The 15130-nt window shown below is 70.7% G+C and carries 14 protein-coding genes and 1 pseudogene; 11 read left to right on the top strand and 4 right to left on the bottom strand.

All coding sequences use genetic code 11. The features are described from left to right. Nucleotides 1–17 precede the first annotated feature (17 nt). Nucleotides 18–1046, top strand: a complete 1029-nt coding sequence (locus LRD69_RS25875) for a helix-turn-helix domain-containing protein (protein WP_277328936.1) — start codon at nucleotides 18–20, stop codon at nucleotides 1044–1046. 146 nt (nucleotides 1047–1192) lie between these two features. On the opposite strand, the gene LRD69_RS25880 is transcribed toward LRD69_RS25875, so the two are convergent. After that, nucleotides 1193–2077, bottom strand: a complete 885-nt coding sequence (locus LRD69_RS25880; RefSeq protein WP_277328937.1) for a sugar isomerase — start codon at nucleotides 2075–2077, stop codon at nucleotides 1193–1195. A gap of 185 nt (nucleotides 2078–2262) precedes the next feature. On the opposite strand from LRD69_RS25880, the gene LRD69_RS25885 reads away from it, so the two are divergent. Both LRD69_RS25885 and LRD69_RS25890 read left to right on the top strand, forming a co-directional pair. Further along, nucleotides 2263–3063 (top strand): DeoR/GlpR family DNA-binding transcription regulator, encoded by an 801-nt coding sequence (locus tag LRD69_RS25885; RefSeq protein WP_277328938.1) that lies wholly within the window; start codon nucleotides 2263–2265, stop codon nucleotides 3061–3063. 238 nt (nucleotides 3064–3301) lie between these two features. Then, a complete protein-coding gene (locus LRD69_RS25890) occupies nucleotides 3302–4474 on the top strand; it encodes a Gfo/Idh/MocA family oxidoreductase (protein WP_277328939.1) in 1173 nt (390 codons plus the stop codon). Between the two features lie 128 nt (nucleotides 4475–4602). Here LRD69_RS25890 and LRD69_RS25895 read toward each other — a convergent pair whose 3' ends face one another. Then, nucleotides 4603–4869: a hypothetical protein gene (locus LRD69_RS25895; RefSeq protein WP_277328940.1), complete on the bottom strand. Its 267-nt coding sequence runs from the start codon at nucleotides 4867–4869 to the stop codon at nucleotides 4603–4605. Here LRD69_RS25895 and LRD69_RS25900 point away from each other — a divergent pair. From LRD69_RS25900 to LRD69_RS25935, 8 genes are all read left to right on the top strand, one after another. Continuing rightward, on the top strand, nucleotides 4859–5932 hold the full coding sequence (locus LRD69_RS25900) for an MBL fold metallo-hydrolase (protein ID WP_277328941.1): 1074 nt from the start codon (nucleotides 4859–4861) through the stop codon (nucleotides 5930–5932). The two genes, LRD69_RS25895 and LRD69_RS25900, sit on opposite strands and share 11 nt — an antisense overlap. Before the next feature lie 62 nt (nucleotides 5933–5994). Next, a complete protein-coding gene (locus tag LRD69_RS25905; RefSeq protein WP_277328942.1) occupies nucleotides 5995–7338 on the top strand; it encodes an ATP-binding protein in 1344 nt (447 codons plus the stop codon). Continuing rightward, nucleotides 7335–7760, top strand: a complete 426-nt coding sequence (locus LRD69_RS25910; RefSeq protein ID WP_277328943.1) for a roadblock/LC7 domain-containing protein — start codon at nucleotides 7335–7337, stop codon at nucleotides 7758–7760. The genes LRD69_RS25905 and LRD69_RS25910 overlap by 4 nt, the downstream gene beginning before the upstream one ends. After that, entirely contained in the window at nucleotides 7757–8110 is a 354-nt protein-coding gene (locus LRD69_RS25915) for a DUF742 domain-containing protein (protein ID WP_277328944.1), read from the top strand. The genes LRD69_RS25910 and LRD69_RS25915 overlap by 4 nt, the downstream gene beginning before the upstream one ends. Next, nucleotides 8088–8702, top strand: a complete 615-nt coding sequence (locus tag LRD69_RS25920) for an ATP/GTP-binding protein (RefSeq protein ID WP_277328945.1) — start codon at nucleotides 8088–8090, stop codon at nucleotides 8700–8702. Before LRD69_RS25915 ends, LRD69_RS25920 begins: the two co-directional genes overlap by 23 nt. Beyond that, complete coding sequence (locus LRD69_RS25925; protein WP_277328946.1) at nucleotides 8699–9958, top strand: cytochrome P450; 1260 nt, start codon at nucleotides 8699–8701, stop codon at nucleotides 9956–9958. The genes LRD69_RS25920 and LRD69_RS25925 overlap by 4 nt, the downstream gene beginning before the upstream one ends. Before the next feature lie 104 nt (nucleotides 9959–10062). Next, nucleotides 10063–10452, top strand: coding sequence for a cell division protein SepF (locus LRD69_RS25930; protein ID WP_277328947.1), 390 nt, complete (start codon nucleotides 10063–10065; stop codon nucleotides 10450–10452). A gap of 55 nt (nucleotides 10453–10507) precedes the next feature. Continuing rightward, nucleotides 10508–11722, top strand: a complete 1215-nt coding sequence (locus LRD69_RS25935) for an ATP-binding protein (RefSeq protein ID WP_277328948.1) — start codon at nucleotides 10508–10510, stop codon at nucleotides 11720–11722. Between the two features lie 263 nt (nucleotides 11723–11985). Here LRD69_RS25935 and LRD69_RS25940 read toward each other — a convergent pair whose 3' ends face one another. Both LRD69_RS25940 and LRD69_RS25945 read right to left on the bottom strand, forming a co-directional pair. After that, entirely contained in the window at nucleotides 11986–12648 is a 663-nt protein-coding gene (locus tag LRD69_RS25940; protein ID WP_277328949.1) for a CAP domain-containing protein, read from the bottom strand. Between the two features lie 908 nt (nucleotides 12649–13556). Further along, a pseudogene (locus LRD69_RS25945) lies at nucleotides 13557–15009 on the bottom strand (NF041680 family putative transposase); the annotation flags it as partial. Between the last annotated feature and the right edge of the window lie 121 nt (nucleotides 15010–15130).

Genomic DNA, 15130 nt, shown 5'->3' on the forward strand with positions numbered 1-15130 from the left:
ACGAGGGAGATGCACAGATGCTGGAGACGCTCGGGTTGAGCACCGTCGAGTCGCAGGTGTACCAACTGCTCGTCCGCACGGGGCGCACCGATGCGGAGCGGATCCAGCAGCTTCTCCGCCTCGATGCCGGGCATGTCGAGGACGCGGTCGGCGGACTCGTCGACAGAGGACTGGTGACCACCACCGACGATCAGCCCGCACAGCTGATTCCGTCCCCTCCGGACATAGCGGGGGAGGTGCTGCTCCTGGCGCGGATGACCGAGCTGGCAAAGGCCCGCGGGGCTCTGGACCGGCTCGCGGACGAGTACCGCAGTGCGCCCCGCCCGGACGTCTTCTCGGGGGACATGGCTGAGATCGTCCCCGACGAGGAGGTGGCGCTGCGGTACCACCAGATCCAGGCTCGGGCCCGCAGCGAGGTCGTACGGTTCGACGCCCCGCCCTACCTGGTGTCCGAAACCGTCAACGAGGTCGAGATCGAGCAGCTGGCGGCGGGGGTGAGATTCCGGACCGTCTACGACCGGCTGGGGCTGGAGGCGGACGGGTCGCGAGAGGAGATCCTCCAGTACGCCGAGGCGGGGGAACAGGCACGGGTTCTGAATCATGTGCCGGTCAAGATGATCATCGTCGACGGCTCGACCGCCCTGCTGACCATGCGCTCGGGCGAAGCGTGTACGCATCCGGTCGTCCATATCCACCCCGGCCCGCTGCTGGACGCGCTGGTTACGCTGTTCGAGCTGGTGTGGGAGTCCGCACTGCCCCTGCATCCCATGGCCGTCCAGCCGCGCAGCGAACTGACGGACGACGACATCGAGCTGCTGACGCTGCTGCTCTCCGGACTGACCGACGTCGGTATCGCCCGGCAGCTGAGGATGGGGAGACGGACCGTGCAGCGCCGGGTGCGGGATCTGATGGACCGTGCCGCTGCCACCAGCCGGATCCAACTGGGATGGCAGGCGGCCCGGTTGGGGTGGATCACCGGGCCGGGGGAGCCGACGGGAACCGTGCCGGAAGACGGAGGTCCGAGCGGCCGCCCGACCGAGGCCTGACCTCTGTCCGGCGCGCGTTCACGGTCCAGCAAGGGCGAGGACGCCGGTCCCGCTGCCCCGTACCGGCGTGGCGAGGCCGTCGCACGCGCCGCCGCGCACGCCGTTGTGGGCGACGGCGTGCGCGCTCGACGATGTCCGTCCGCCGCTCAGGCTTCCGCGAGGACCACCGAGCGGGTCAGGTGGCGGGGGCTGTCCGGGTCGATGCCGGCCGCCTCGGCGCGGGCGATCGCCAGGCGCTGGACTCGGACCAGCTCGGCCAGCGGGTCCAGGCCGCTCTCCACCCAGCGGGCCCCGGTCGACTGCACCTGCTCCATGAGTCCCTCCGGCGCGGCGCCGAACGTCCAGGTTGCGGTGCCGGTGGTGGCGATGCTGATCGGGCCGTGACGGTACTCCATCGCGGGGTACGACTCCGTCCAGGACAGCGACGCCTCCTTCATCTTGAGCGCGGCCTCGTTGGCTAGGCCGGCCGTCCAGCCCCGGCCGATGAAGGTGAACTGGGTGCAGTCCACGAGGCCTTCGGGCAGCGGCTCGGCGAGCGCGGTCTCGGCGTCGCGGGCCACGGCGTCCGTGTGCAGGCCGAGGTGGGCGCGGAGCAGCGTGAGCGCGGTGGTGGCGAAACGGGTCTGCACCACGGACTGCTCGTCGGCGAAGTCGAGCACGACGACATCGTCGGCCGAGGTCATCACGGGGGTGTTCGGGTCGGCCGTGATCGCGACGGTACGGGTGACGCCGCGGAGCCGGCCCAGCAGGTCCAGCACCTCGGTCGTGGTGCCCGAGCGGGTGAGCGCGACGACCCGGTCGTACCGGCGGCTGAAGGGGAACTCCGACGCGGCGAACGCGTCGGACTCGCCCTGTCCGGATCCCTCGCGGAGCGCGGCGTACGCCTGAGCCATGTAGAACGACGTGCCGCAGCCGACGACCGCGATGCGCTCGCCGGTGGCGGGCAGAGCGGCGGACCGGCTCGGTGCCAGGTCGGCGGCGCGGCGCCAGCACTCCGGCTGGCTGGCTGTCTCAATCTCCACAAACGACACTTTTGCACTCCGTACACGTCATGGGATGCTCGTTCGCGCACGTTATAGGGGAACTACGAGCACTATCAAGCATTCTCGTTGCAGGAGCTTGACTGATCAGAGCCTTGTGCGACGCTTGCGCGTGTCCGGTGACCGTGCCCAAGGGGATGGGTGCTCGAATCCCGGACCCGTTAAGGAGAGTTCACGTGTCCAGGGATGCCCGGTGGAACGCGCTGCTGGAGCTGGTCGGGAAGCACGGCAGGGTGGAGGTCGAGGAAGCCGCGACGACGCTGGACGTCTCGGCCGCGACCATCCGTCGTGACCTGGACCAGCTTGCCGAGCAGCATCTGCTCACCCGTACCCGCGGTGGCGCCGTCGCACACGGGGTCTCGTACGAGCTGGCGCTGCGCTACAAGACGGGACGCCACGCCCCGGAGAAGCAGGCCATCGGCCGCGCGGTGTCCGAGCTCGTGGCCGTGGGCGAGGTCGTGGGGCTGACCGGTGGCACCACGATCACCGAGGTCGCCCGCTCGCTGGCCGTGCGCTCCGACCTCGTCGGTGACACCGGCCCCGGGATCGGCGGCCAGCCGACGCTGACGGTGGTGACCAATGCCCTCAACATCGCCAACGAGCTGGTGATCCGGCCGCAGATAAAGATCGTGGTCACCGGGGGCGTGGCCCGGCCCCAGTCGTACGAGCTCACCGGCCCGCTGGCCAGCGGCGTCCTGGGCGAAATCACCCTGGACGTCGCCGTACTGGGCGTCAATGCGATCGACACCGAGCGCGGGGCGTACGTCCACCACGAAGGCGAGGCCAGCATCAACCGGCTGCTCGCCGAGCAGGCGCAGCGGGTGGTCGTGGCCGCCGACTCCTCCAAGATCGGCAAGCGGGCCTTCGCCCGGGTCTGCGATCTCAGTCAGGTCGACTTCCTGGTCACCGACACCGGCATCACCCCCGAGGCGAAGGCCCGCTTCACCGAGGCCGGCGTCACGGTCATCGCTGTGTGACGGCTGTCCTCGGCTGGGTGTCGTTGCGTTTCCCTCCCCCAAGATGTCTGTAGATGCTTGTTGCGTCGGAGAAATGAACAACTCTTGCCATCGATGCGCGTCGTCGTGAACGATGTGGCTGTCGCTGCGACAGAACGGCAGGCACCCCGCCGAGGTGCGGTGTGCGTTCAATGCGGGGCCTCGATCGCCGGTAAGCAGTCTCCGCCCGCACCACCCGTACAGACAGAAGGGACCACCCGTGTCAGACCTGCGGCTCGGCGTCATCGGGCTCGGCCTCCGCCGTTCCATCGCGATCTCCGCCCACCATCCCGGAAAGGGGTCGGTGATCAGTGCCGTCTGCGACCTCGACCCCGAGGTACGGCAGCGTGAGGCCGAGCGCTTCGGCACCGATGTCGCGGTCGAGGACTACAAGCTGCTCCTCGGCCGGGACGACCTCGACGCGGTCGTCATCGCCACCCCGGACGACACCCACGAGGCCATCGCCATCGATGCCCTGCGGGCCGGCAAGGCGGTCTTCGTCGAGAAGCCGCTCGGGATCACCGTCGAGAGCTGCGACAACGTCCTGCGCGCCGCCTACGGGACGGGGACCCGGCTGTACGTCGGCCACAACATGCGCCACATGGGTGTCGTGCGGCTGATGCGCGACATCATCGCCCGGGGCGACATAGGCGAGCCGAAGGCCGTCTGGGTGCGGCACTTCGTCGGATACGGCGGCGACTACTACTTCAAGGACTGGCACGCCGACCGGACCCGCACCACCGGTCTGCTGTTGCAGAAGGCCGCGCACGACATCGACGTCCTGCACTGGCTGGCCGGCGGCTACACCCGCCGGGTCAACGCCCTCGGCGACCTCCTTGTCTACGGTGGTCTGCCGCGCCGCGAGGCGGACACCGCGCGTCCGGACAACTGGCTGCGGGAGTTCGACTGGCCGCCGACGGCCCGCAAGGACCTGCACCACATCGTGGACGTCGAGGACGTCTCGGTGATGAACATGCAGCTCGACAACGGCGTCGTCGCCGCGTACCAGCAGTGCCACTTCACCCCGGACTACTGGCGCAACTACACCGTCATCGGCACGGAGGGGCGGCTGGAGAACTTCGGTGACGGCCCGGGTGACGAGGTCAAGGTCTGGAACACCGGTCCCAGCGGTTACCGCGCCGAGGCCGACATCACCTACCGGGTCCCGCAGGCCGACGGCTCGCACGGCGGCGGGGACGGCCGGATCATGGAGGAGTTCTGCCGGTTCGTCCGCGACGGCGGCGTCACCGACACCTCCCCGGTCGCCGCACGCATGAGCGTCGCCGCCGGTGTGCTCGCGACCCGTTCGCTGCGCGAGGGCGGTGCACCGTACGACGTGCCGGCCCTCGACCCCGAGCTGACCGCGTACTTCGAACGCGGTCAGGTCCGCTAGAACCTTCCCGCCGGAATCTGACCGGGAAGTGCCGGACAGGGCTTCGGCCCTGTCCGACGGGTCTCAGTCGCACCTCGTGCACCCGGCGCAGACCGGCGCTTGCGCCAGTGGTTTTCCCCCATCTGTTTTCAGCCATGCTCGGTGGGTAATCGACGCAATCCGGTGCGACGACCGCTCGATCGGCCATCGCGGCGTTGCGTGACACCGTCGGGCGAAATAAGGCTGATTGTCCGGAAGATGTCGTACGAAGCTCCCGGCAGCCGGTCTCGTACCGTCACCACCACCCCGCCACGGTCGAGCACGACCGGCGATTTTGCGCCAACCGGGCTCCATGGCGGCGGGGTTCGAACGCGCGGCCGGATCCGGGTCGGCATAATCGCGTCCATGTCGATCACGGGTGGAGACTTCGTCGAGCTGGGGCGGGACCTGTACGCCTGGCTTCCGCCGAAACGAGGCTGGGGCCTCGCCAACTGCGGCCTGCTCACGTCGCCGCGTGGCGCGATCTGGATCGACACCCCTTACGACCCTGTGCTCGCCGGCCAGTTCCTGGCCGCATCCACGAAGTGTCTGCCCGACGGTGTCTCCATCGGCCGGGTGATCGTCACCCATGCCAACGGGGATCACTTCTGGGGCGCGGGCGTCCTCCCGGACGCGGAGATCATCGCGACCCGCGAGGCCCGGGAGCACATCCATTACGAGCCCACGCCGAAACAGCAGGACGCGCTGGTCCGGGGCGGCGATCCGGCCACCGCGCTCGGCGGGTACCTCGCACGCCACTTCGGGGTGTTCGACTGGTCGCAGACCGAACCCGTGCAGCCCACCACGTACTTCACCGGGGAGCTCGAACTGACCCTGGGGGAGTACCCGGTCCAGGTGTCGGCCCTGCCCGCCGCGCACACCACCGGTGACCTGATCGTGCACCTGCCCGCGCAGCGCACCGTGTTCAGCGGCGACGTCATCTTCGGCTCCACACCGCAGCAGCCCGGCGACCACCCCGTGCACTGGGCCGGTCCGCTCGCCAACGTGATCGCCGCCTGCGAGCAGGTGCTGGCCACCGGCGCCGAGACCATCGTCCCGGGCCACGGTCCGGTCCTCGATCCGGCGGGGGTGCGCGCCCACATCGGCTACCTCGCGTACGTGCAGGAGCGCGCCCACGCCCTGCACGCGGCCGGCGTGCCCGTGCTGGAGGCGGCCCGCCGGGTGATCGGCGAGGCGCGCCATCCCGAACTCGGGCTGGCCGAGCGGCTCGTGGTGACCATCGGCAGCGAGTACCGGCACCTCGACGGCTCCGAACTGCCCGGTGTGCTGCAGGTGATGACCGATGTCGCCGTCGTCGCACGAGAAGTCGCGGGCGACGACTTCTCCGCCCAGGCTCTCTCCGCCCGGGGCGTCTTCGCTGAGGGTGTCTCCACTCAGGAAGGGGAGCAGTCCCGTGAGGCGCCAGGCCACGCCGGCTGACAGCCGGATCTCCCGCCGTCCGGGCCGGGAGACCGACCCGACAACAGGAATGCGGTGACGGCATGGCATGGATCGTGACGCTGATCGCCGTCGTCACAGCCGTGGCGGCCGTGGTGCACGCCCAGAGCGCGTCCCGTGACGCCCATATCGCGTGGGGCCGCGTCGAGCTGGCCGAACGGCAGACGAAGGCGGCCGACGCCCGGACTGCCGCTCTGACCGAGGAGATCCGGCAGCTCGCCCGGAAGCGGATACCCGCCGCCGCCCTCGCTCTCTCCCACCCCAGCGCGCCCGTCCCGGGCCTGCGCGAGGCGGCCGAGGTCGACGGCGGCGCCGCAGGGCTGCTGACCGAGGCGGTACAGGCGGCCCGCACGGCGGTCATCGAGGAGCGGCAGCGCGTCGACGCCGCCGCCCGGGCGGCGATGCGCGGCACCTCCGCCAAGATCCAGTCCCTGCTCAACCAGTCCCAGCATCTGCTCCACGAGCTGCAGCACGAGTACGACGACCCGCGGATCCTGCAGCTGGACTTCCGCAACGAACTGGCGCTGCGCCGCACCCAGGCCACCGCGGTGCTCTGCGACGCCTGGCCGGGCCTTGCCCGGCAGAACTCGCCGCTCGTCGAGATCGTGCTCGGCGCCCAGTCCCGGGTCGCGGGTTACGAGCGCATCAAGGTCGCCAACCATCTGCGCGACGAACGGCTCGCCGTCGCCGCCCGCGCCGCCGAGCCTCTCGCGATCGCCCTCGCCGAGCTGCTGGCCAACGCCACCGCCTACTCGCACCCCGAGACCGACGTACAGGTGACGGTCCAGCAGAGCGGCGGCCGCGGCGCCTTCCTGGTGGTCGACGACGCGGGCATCGGCATGGACGACGACGCACTGGAGCGGGCCCGTGCCCTGCTGGCCGGCCCCTCCGAGGTGCTGCTCACCGAGCTGGGCGATCCGCCGCAGACTGGCTTCGCCGTCGTCGGCCGGCTCGTCGTGCAGTACGGTCTCGGCTGCCACATCGAGGCCTCGCCGTTCGGCGGGATGCGGACGATCCTGCGGGTCCCCGCGCACCTGCTGACGGTGCTGGAGGACGACGACCGCAGCCTCTCCGCCCTCGCCCCGAAGCCGGTGCAGGCGCACACCGCCGCCCCTGCCGCGGCCGCGCCCGAGCCCGCCGCCGGGGAAGCGTCCGGACTGCCCAGCAGGCGCCGCCGTGCACCGCGTGCGACAGCGGCGCCGGCCGCTTCCACCGCACCCGCGGCCCCGGTCGGCCCGCCGCGGCTGCGTACCCCCGAGCAGGCCGAGGCGTCCTGGTCGGCGCTCCAGCAGGGCACCCTCAGCGGCCGCAGCGCCGCCGCCCCACCGGCAGCGGACAGAGAACACGAACAGGACGACCGGAACGATCAAGGAGACGACGCGACGTGAGCACCCCTACCCCCACCGTCGGTGACCTCGCATGGGTGCTGGCGCCTCTGCTGGACCTGCCCGGAGTCCAGCACGCCGTGGTCGCCACGGGCGACGGCCTCGTCGAGGGGGCCTCGCCCGGCCTGGACCGCGCGTCCGGCGAAAGGGTCGCCGCCATGACCGCCACCCTGCATGCCGCGGCGCGCGCCTTCACCACGGCGTTCACCGACGTCGAGGCGCCACGGCTGGCGCAGACGGTCGTCGAGTCCGACGAGGGCTTCGCCGTCGTCGTCCCCGCCGGGAAGAACACCACACTGGCGCTCTTCGCGGAACCCGGGGCCAAGCTGGGCGACATCGCGTACCAGATGCAGGTGCAGGTCACCGCGCTGACCAGGGCGATGAACGCGCCCGACCGCCAACCGGACGCTGCGCCCCGGCCATGACCCCCGGCCCAGGACGCCGTCTGATCCCCGCCTACCTGGTCACCGGTGGCCGGACCCGGCCCACCGGCCCCGCACTCGACCGGCTCGCCGTGCTCGTACGCACCGACTCGGCGCTGCCCGAGGACACCGGCTCCCAGCAGCGCAGTCTGTGCGAACTGCTGGCGCCGGGTGCCCTCACCGTCGTCGAATGCGCGGCGCACCTGGACCTTCCGGTCAGCGCCACCGTCTTCCTGGCCACGGACCTCGCGGCCGCCGGACATCTGCACACGCGACCGCCGATCCCCAGCGCCGGGGAGCTCGACCGGTCGCTCGTCGAGAGGCTGCTCGTTGGACTCCGCTCCCTCCACTGACCGGACCGGCATCGGCTATCTGCCGTCTGCCGCCCGGACCCTGATGAAGCTTGTCGTCACGGGTCCGTTCGGCGTGGGCAAGACCACCCTGATCCGTACGCTGTCGGAGATACCCACGCTCCACACCGAGGAGGCGATGACCCAGTCCAGCTCCCGGCTCGACGACATCGCCGGCCTGCCGGACAAGACCACCACCACGGTCGCCGTCGACTTCGGCCGGCTCACCGTCCTCGACGACCTGGTGCTCTACATGTTCGGCACCCCGGGGCAGGAACGGTTCTTCCCGCTCTGGGAGGACATCGCGCGCGGCGCCCTCGGCGCCCTCGTCCTGGTCGACACCCGGCGGCTGGGCGACTCCTTTGCCGTCATGGACATGGTCGAGGAACAGGGGCTGACGTACGCCGTCGCCGTCAACTGCTTCCCGGACGCCCCCGTCCACTCCGACGAGGTCCTGCGCAAACACCTCGACCTCCACCCCGACACCCCGCTGCTGCAGTGCGACGCCCGCGAACGCCGCGGCAGCATCGACGCCCTGATCGCCCTCGCCGAGCATGTGCTGACCCGCCTGCCCCAGCCTCAGGACGCGTCATGACGCCCCCTGCCGCCTCCGTGCCGCCGCCACAGCCGCTCGCGCTGTACGGGCCCGACTTCGCCGCCGATCCGCACGGCCACTACCGGCGACTGCGCGCACACGGCCCGCTCGCCCCCGTCCGCATCGCCCCCGGCATCGACGCCCTGCTGGTCACCGACTACCAGGCGGCGGTCGATCTGCTGCGTGACACCGACACCTTCACCAAGGACCCCCGGACCTGGCAGGCCACCGTCCCTGCCGACTCACCGGTCCTGCCCATGCTCGCCTACCGGCCGACCGCGCTCTTCAGCGACGGCGACGTGCACGCCCGCTACCGCGACGCCATCAACGACGGCCTCGCCATGATCGAGCCGCACGTCCTGCGCGCCGAAGTGGCCCGTGTCGCCCGCCGGCTCATCGCGGAGTTCGCCGCCTCCGGCAGCGGCGACCTCGTCGCCCAGTACGCCCGACGGCTCCCCCTGCACGTCTTCACCACCTGGTTCGGGGTGGCGCCCGAGGACCGCGAACGGATCGTCGAGGGCATCGGCGGGATGTTCAACTCCGCCGACGACTCCGCCGCCGCGTACGCCGATCTCGTCACCGTCGTCACCGGGCTCGTCACCGACCGGCGCGCGCGGCCCCGCCGCGACCTCACCTCGTACTTCCTCGGCCACCCGGCCGGCCTCGACAACGACGAGACCGTGCGTCAGATCACACTGGTGATGAGCGCGGGCCATGACCCGACGACCAATCTGATCGGCAACGCGCTGCTGCACATGCTCACCGACGCGCGCTACGCCGGCTCGCTGCAACGCGGCGCGATGACGGCCCACGAGGCCATCAACGAGGTCCTCTGGCAGGACCCGCCGCTGGCCAATCTGGCCGCCCACTACCCGCGCCACGACACCGAGTTCCACGGCGTCCGGCTGCGTGCCGGACAGCTGCTCCTGGTCTCCTACGCGGCGGCCAACACCCAGTCGGCGCCCGCTGCTTCGGACCCCGGCGTACGTTCCGGCGGCAGCGCCCATCTGGCCTGGTCGACGGGGCCGCACCGCTGTCCGGCGAAGCAGCCGGCGCTGCTCATCGCCATGACCGCGATCGAGCAGCTGACCAGCCAGCTGTGCGATGCGGAACTGGCCGTCCCGGCGGGCGAACTGATGTGGCGGCCCGGTCCGTTCCACCGCGCGCTGGTGCACCTGCCGGTCCGCTTCACCCCGCTCGACATGACCCCGGACGCCGGGCCCGCAGGCCCTCCGGAGGCATCGATCGCCCGCTGAACCGTGTCGCTGGTACGCCGAACGGGTGAGGGGCGAGAGAATTGCCCGATGAACAGTCAGCACAGCCGGCACAACGCCGACCGACGCACGGACGGGGTGGTCCGGTGAGCAGGTACGACGTCACGGACGAGCAGTGGGAGGGACTGGCCCAGGTCGTACCGCTGCGCAGCCGCAACGAGTGGCCGTCCCGGGTCGACCACCACACGGTCCCCGAGGACCACGAGACCGTCGAGCAGCGCCGCATGGTCGTGCTCCGGGTACAGGTCTTCGCGGACGCGCGCGAGGTGGCCGAGTACCTGATCGCACAGATCCCCGTGCTGCTCGATCTGACCGCCGCCGAGACCGATGTGGCCAAGCGGGTCCTGGACTTCACCAGCGGTGTGGTCTTCGGACTCGGCAGCGGAATGCACCGGGTCGACCGGAACGTCTTCCTGCTGTCGCCGGTCGGCATGGAGGTCGAGGGGGTCGCGGCGGCCGGCGTACCCCGATCGTAGGAAGGCCGTCCGGGCGGAACGGTTCGCCGCCCCGCGGGGTGCGTACGGTCCGCACATGACTGCACTCTGCCCGGCGGGCACCCCACTGCCGCCCGACGCCCCCGCCACCGGTATCCGTTCCGGATCACCGTCCGCCGACCGACGTGTCCGGTCTGCGGGCCCCGTCATGACCGAGCTGCGGCTGTCCGCCTTCGCCTCGCACCGGGGCACCGTCCTGCCGATCGGGCCGCTCACCTTGTTCACCGGCGCCTCCGGCAGCGGCAAGTCCAGTGCCCTGCGGGCCTACGAGGCCCTGGCGCGGCTCGGGGCCGGCGACCCGCTCGCCGAGGTGTTCCCGGACCCGGCGGCGTACGTACCCGAACAGGTCGGACCCGACGCGCAGGGCCGCCGCGGCTTCCGGATCGGCTGTACGGCCGACGGCCCGGCCGGTCAGATCCGCCTCGATCTCGCCGTCCAGGCCGAACCCACCCTCCGGATCGTCGGCGAGCGGCTGACCGGCGGCGGGGAGACCCTGCTCACCACCGCGCTCCGCGATCCCGGACGTTCGACGGTCCAGGCGGCCTGGCACACGGCGGGCGCGGTCCCGGTGACCCGGGCTCCGCTGCCGGACGACGTGCTCGGCACAGCACTGCTCCCGCTGCGGGTTGCGGGCACGACCGAGGGGCAGTTGCGGGTCCTGGCCGCAGCCGAACAGATGGTGGTGGCCCTGCGGTCGGTCTTCGCGTGCACACCGCAGCCGCAGCGGATGCGGGCTCCGGTGCCGAGCGGGGAGGACCGGCTGCGCCGCGGCTGCGACAACCTTGCGGCGGTGCTGGAACGGACCCACACCCAGTGCGGCCAACGACACGCCCGCCTCGTCGCGGCGGCCGCTGCCGGATGCGCGGGGTCGGTGACGGGGCTGGGCGTCGAGCGGCTCGGGGACGGAACGGTACGCGCCGTCGTGGAGCGCGAGGACGGTCACCGCACCCCGGTCGAACGGCTCGGCGACGGCGAGTTGAGGTATCTCGCGCTGGCCCTGGTGCTTCTGACCGGACCGGGGGTGCTGGCCATGGAGGCGGCAGGGGAGGTGCCGTCGGCCATGCAGACCCTCACCGTGCTGGCCGACGGACTCGACCGGGATCTGGACGGGCGGCAGCAGCGGGAGCTGCTGGCTCTGGCGGCGTCCATCGGTGCGGCCGGACACCTCAGGCTCGTGGGCACGGTCACGGGGGAGGCCGCCGCTGCCGCCCGCGGGGCGGCCGGTGCGACGGTGGTGGACCTGCGACCGTGACAGAGCATTGAACCGCCCCTCCTGCAGGATGCGGCGTCGCTCCGGAACGTGTCGGAGAGCTGCGTGGTTGTGGGCGCCGTTGGTCGTTGTCGCCCAGGGCTCCTTCTGAGATCACCCGGGCGGGCATCGTCCAGGCGTTGCTGAGCGTGACCGCGGCGACGGTCGCCCACCCGCATGGAAAGGCACCCATGGCGAAGGCCCCGGCCGGCGAACCGGTCGGGGCCTTCACCCGATGGAGGATGCGCACCATCCCCGCAGTGTCCCTATCGTGCCGTGCCGAAGTCCTGAGTCCAGTAGCTGTTGGGCTGCGCGAGACCGATGCCGATCTCCTTGAACGAGCAGTCGAGGATGTTGCGCTTGTGGCCCGCGCTGGACATCCAGGCCGCCATGACCTTCTCGGGCGTGGAGTAGCCGTAGGCGACGTTCTCGCCGTAGGTGCTCCAGTTGTAACCGGCACGCGTGATCCGGTCACCGGGCGACGACCCGTCGGAACCCGTGTGGGACATGTTCCCGTGGGACGCCATGTCCTTGCTGTGGTCCTGAGCGGCCTTGGTCAGCTTCGCGTTCATCGTCAGCGGAGAGCATCCGGCCTTGCTGCGCTCGCTGTTGACGAGCGACAGTACGCGAGCCGCGTCCCCGGATGCCGGTGCGGTCGTGGCAGGTGCGCTGGGGGACGCGGTGGTCTGCGGTGCGCTGGGAGTCGCCGTGGGGCTCTTCGACGCTCCCGCAGTCGGCCCATGACCCCAGGACGAGCCCGTCCACCGCTGGTGGGAGCTCACGTTCTCCCAGTGGCCGGAGGGGCGACCACCCGCATCACCCTGAGTACCCAGGCAGGCCATGGCGGCGGAGGGCACACCCACGGCTCCCGCGGCGATGACAGCGATGGCTATCGGCCGGTAGTACGACTTCCTGCGGTGCTTCCTCATGCGTGACCTCGCTCGGTGATCGCGGAGCGCCCCCAGGGGGTCCGGCTCTGCCCAGTTCCTGCACCTGGGCCGCGGAGACGCCGTGCGGCCGACATTCTTGGAGCTGCTGCCGGGGTGCGGCAACAAGCGGCAGTACTACCTCGGCTCGTAGCCATGGACGGCTCTTGAAACGGGCGCGCAAGCGTGCTGGTCCGGCTCCCGGGGTGGCGAAGAGGTCCGTCGGTCCGTCAGAAGCCGTTGTTCGCCACCCGAACCGGCGAACGTGCTGAGCGGGTCGAATACCGCTCGATCTGGCCCGGATTATTTCTGCATCAAGACGGATAAAACGCACTATGCCGTCATGCCTCGATCTACTATTCGACGACCTGAGAGCCAAAAGTCTGTGTGGCTGATGTCACGGGACGAGGGGTGCGCCGCCCTCGCCGTGCCGCCGGTGGCGCAGGCGCCGCCTTCGGTCTTCCGCTTCCCTCCGGAGGTGGATCGTGCCGCCGGGTCCGGAGGCGTACGGCTCACCGTCCCGCCCACCGGGGCTGCCGCCCGTGCGGACTTTGCGGCCTCAATGCCTTGTTTGTCTCCGCACTCGCTGTGTCCCGCGCCGGTCGTGTCCCTTTCTGGCAATTCCATGCCGCGGGCTGTGTCCCGGCGATTCAGTCGACGGTGTCGCTCTGGAACGGCTGTGCAGTGAGAAATCGGACCTGTTCTGTGTCTCAGCGTCACGAAGACGCCACCGTCGTCAGGGCTTAGGCCCGATTGGCGCGGTTCAGAAGGATCACCGCACGATCGAGGAGCTTGCTCACATTCTGGATGCCTGGCTGGAGCTCACGTTCGTGGACGAAGACGGTGAGGTCGAGAACGACTTGGGCGAAGCAGTAGGCAAGGGCGCCGGGACCAGCGACCTGCTCGCCGGCGGTGCGGCGAGGTCGCGGGGTTGCTGACTTCTTCTGTCGCGGTTTCGCGGTGCCTGTTTTGCCGACTGTGTGCACGTCGTAGCGTGGGGTCGGTCGAGTGTTCTTGCGTCCTGGCGGCCGTCCGGGGCCGGGGCGGGAGGATTTCGGTGCTCCGGCTGGGCAGGCCGCCTTGGGGCGGAGGTGCCGGAAATCGCGGCGGACTCGGGCGGGGGTGAGCCTGTTTGGCGGGCTCGGTTTCTCCCATGGCCGTCGCAGGTCGGCCGCCAGCGGGCGGGCGAGCCGGAGTTGGGTGAACACGGCGATGATCAGCCAGGTCCAGCGGTCGGCGGCTTCGGGGGTGCGGATCTTCGGGCAGGTCCAGCCCAGGGTCTGCTTGAACAGTCGGAAGGTGTGCTCGATGTCGAAGCGCCGCAGGAACGCCTGCCAAAGCAGGTCGATTTCGGTGGCAGTGCCGTCGGTGCCCGACCACCACAGCCAGACCGGCTTCGGTGTCGCGCCGCTGGGCAGGTGTTCGACCTGCAGGCGGATCACGGTGCCCTCGATCACCGGCAGAGCGCCCAGCTGGGCCGTCCAGGCGGAGCGGTGGGTCAGTCTCGGGTGGAGTCGCTTCCAGGCCCGGGCGGTGGCGGTGCCGTAGAGACGGGTCTCGGTCACCGTTGTCACGTCCGGGGTGTTCCAGGTGGCCGGGTCACCGAAGACGAACTCGCCGCCATGGCGGGGCGGACGACCTCGGACGCCAGGCTCGGGGGTCGGGGCTGCCCGGCGCAGGACACGGTCCGAGCGCATCCGGCCCAGCACCTGCACCGGCAGATCCTTCAGCAGGAAGGCCAGGCGGGGCACGTCGTAGCCGGCGTCCACCACGATCAGGATCTCCGGATCGCCCTCCTTTCCACTGGCCGGCCGCGATCAGCCGCTCGACGAGTTCGCGCATCTGCCCGGCGGTGACCGTGGCGGCGTCGTCGCCCGGTGCCAGACGCAGTGCGTCCAGTGGTGCGGTCCAGGAACTGCGGCCCGTTTCCAGCGCGCAGATCACCGAGTACGGCCAGCCGGGAACCGCAATGTGCTGGTCCTTGCCCCGCCCGTAGGTGTGACACAGGATCCGCTGCGGTGAGGTGTGGGCGCTGGGCCGCAGCCAGCAGGTGATGTCGGCGGCCAGCACCAGCCGGCCGTCCGCCGCCCGCGGCAGCGGCACCGAAGCCAGGGCCCGCCGCAGCCGGGCGATATCCACCCGGCCTGCGGCCAGGGCGTCGTAGAGCCCACCGTGCCCGCGACGGTGTTCGCCCACCAGCGACAGCTCCACCAGCGACCGGACCGGGCCATCCGCACACAACACGGCATCGGCCAGCTCGAACAACGCACCCGCACGCCTGGTCAGACAGGAGTAGAACTCACCCCGGAAGCGTGACAGTTCCGCAAACGGATCCTGCCGGACAACATGATGCGACAGACTCATCCCCACGGCCTTCGTGCTGAGCGTTGTGTGTTCCTTGGTCGGATCACATGCTCAGCCGAAGGCCGCCTGCACGTACGGCAGTTACCAGTCTGAGTGATCAAGTACGACGAGCCGTTCGACC

This window comes from Streptomyces sp. JH14 (genome assembly GCF_029428675.1).
In the GTDB taxonomy this organism is placed as follows: Bacteria; Actinomycetota; Actinomycetes; order Streptomycetales; family Streptomycetaceae; genus Streptomyces.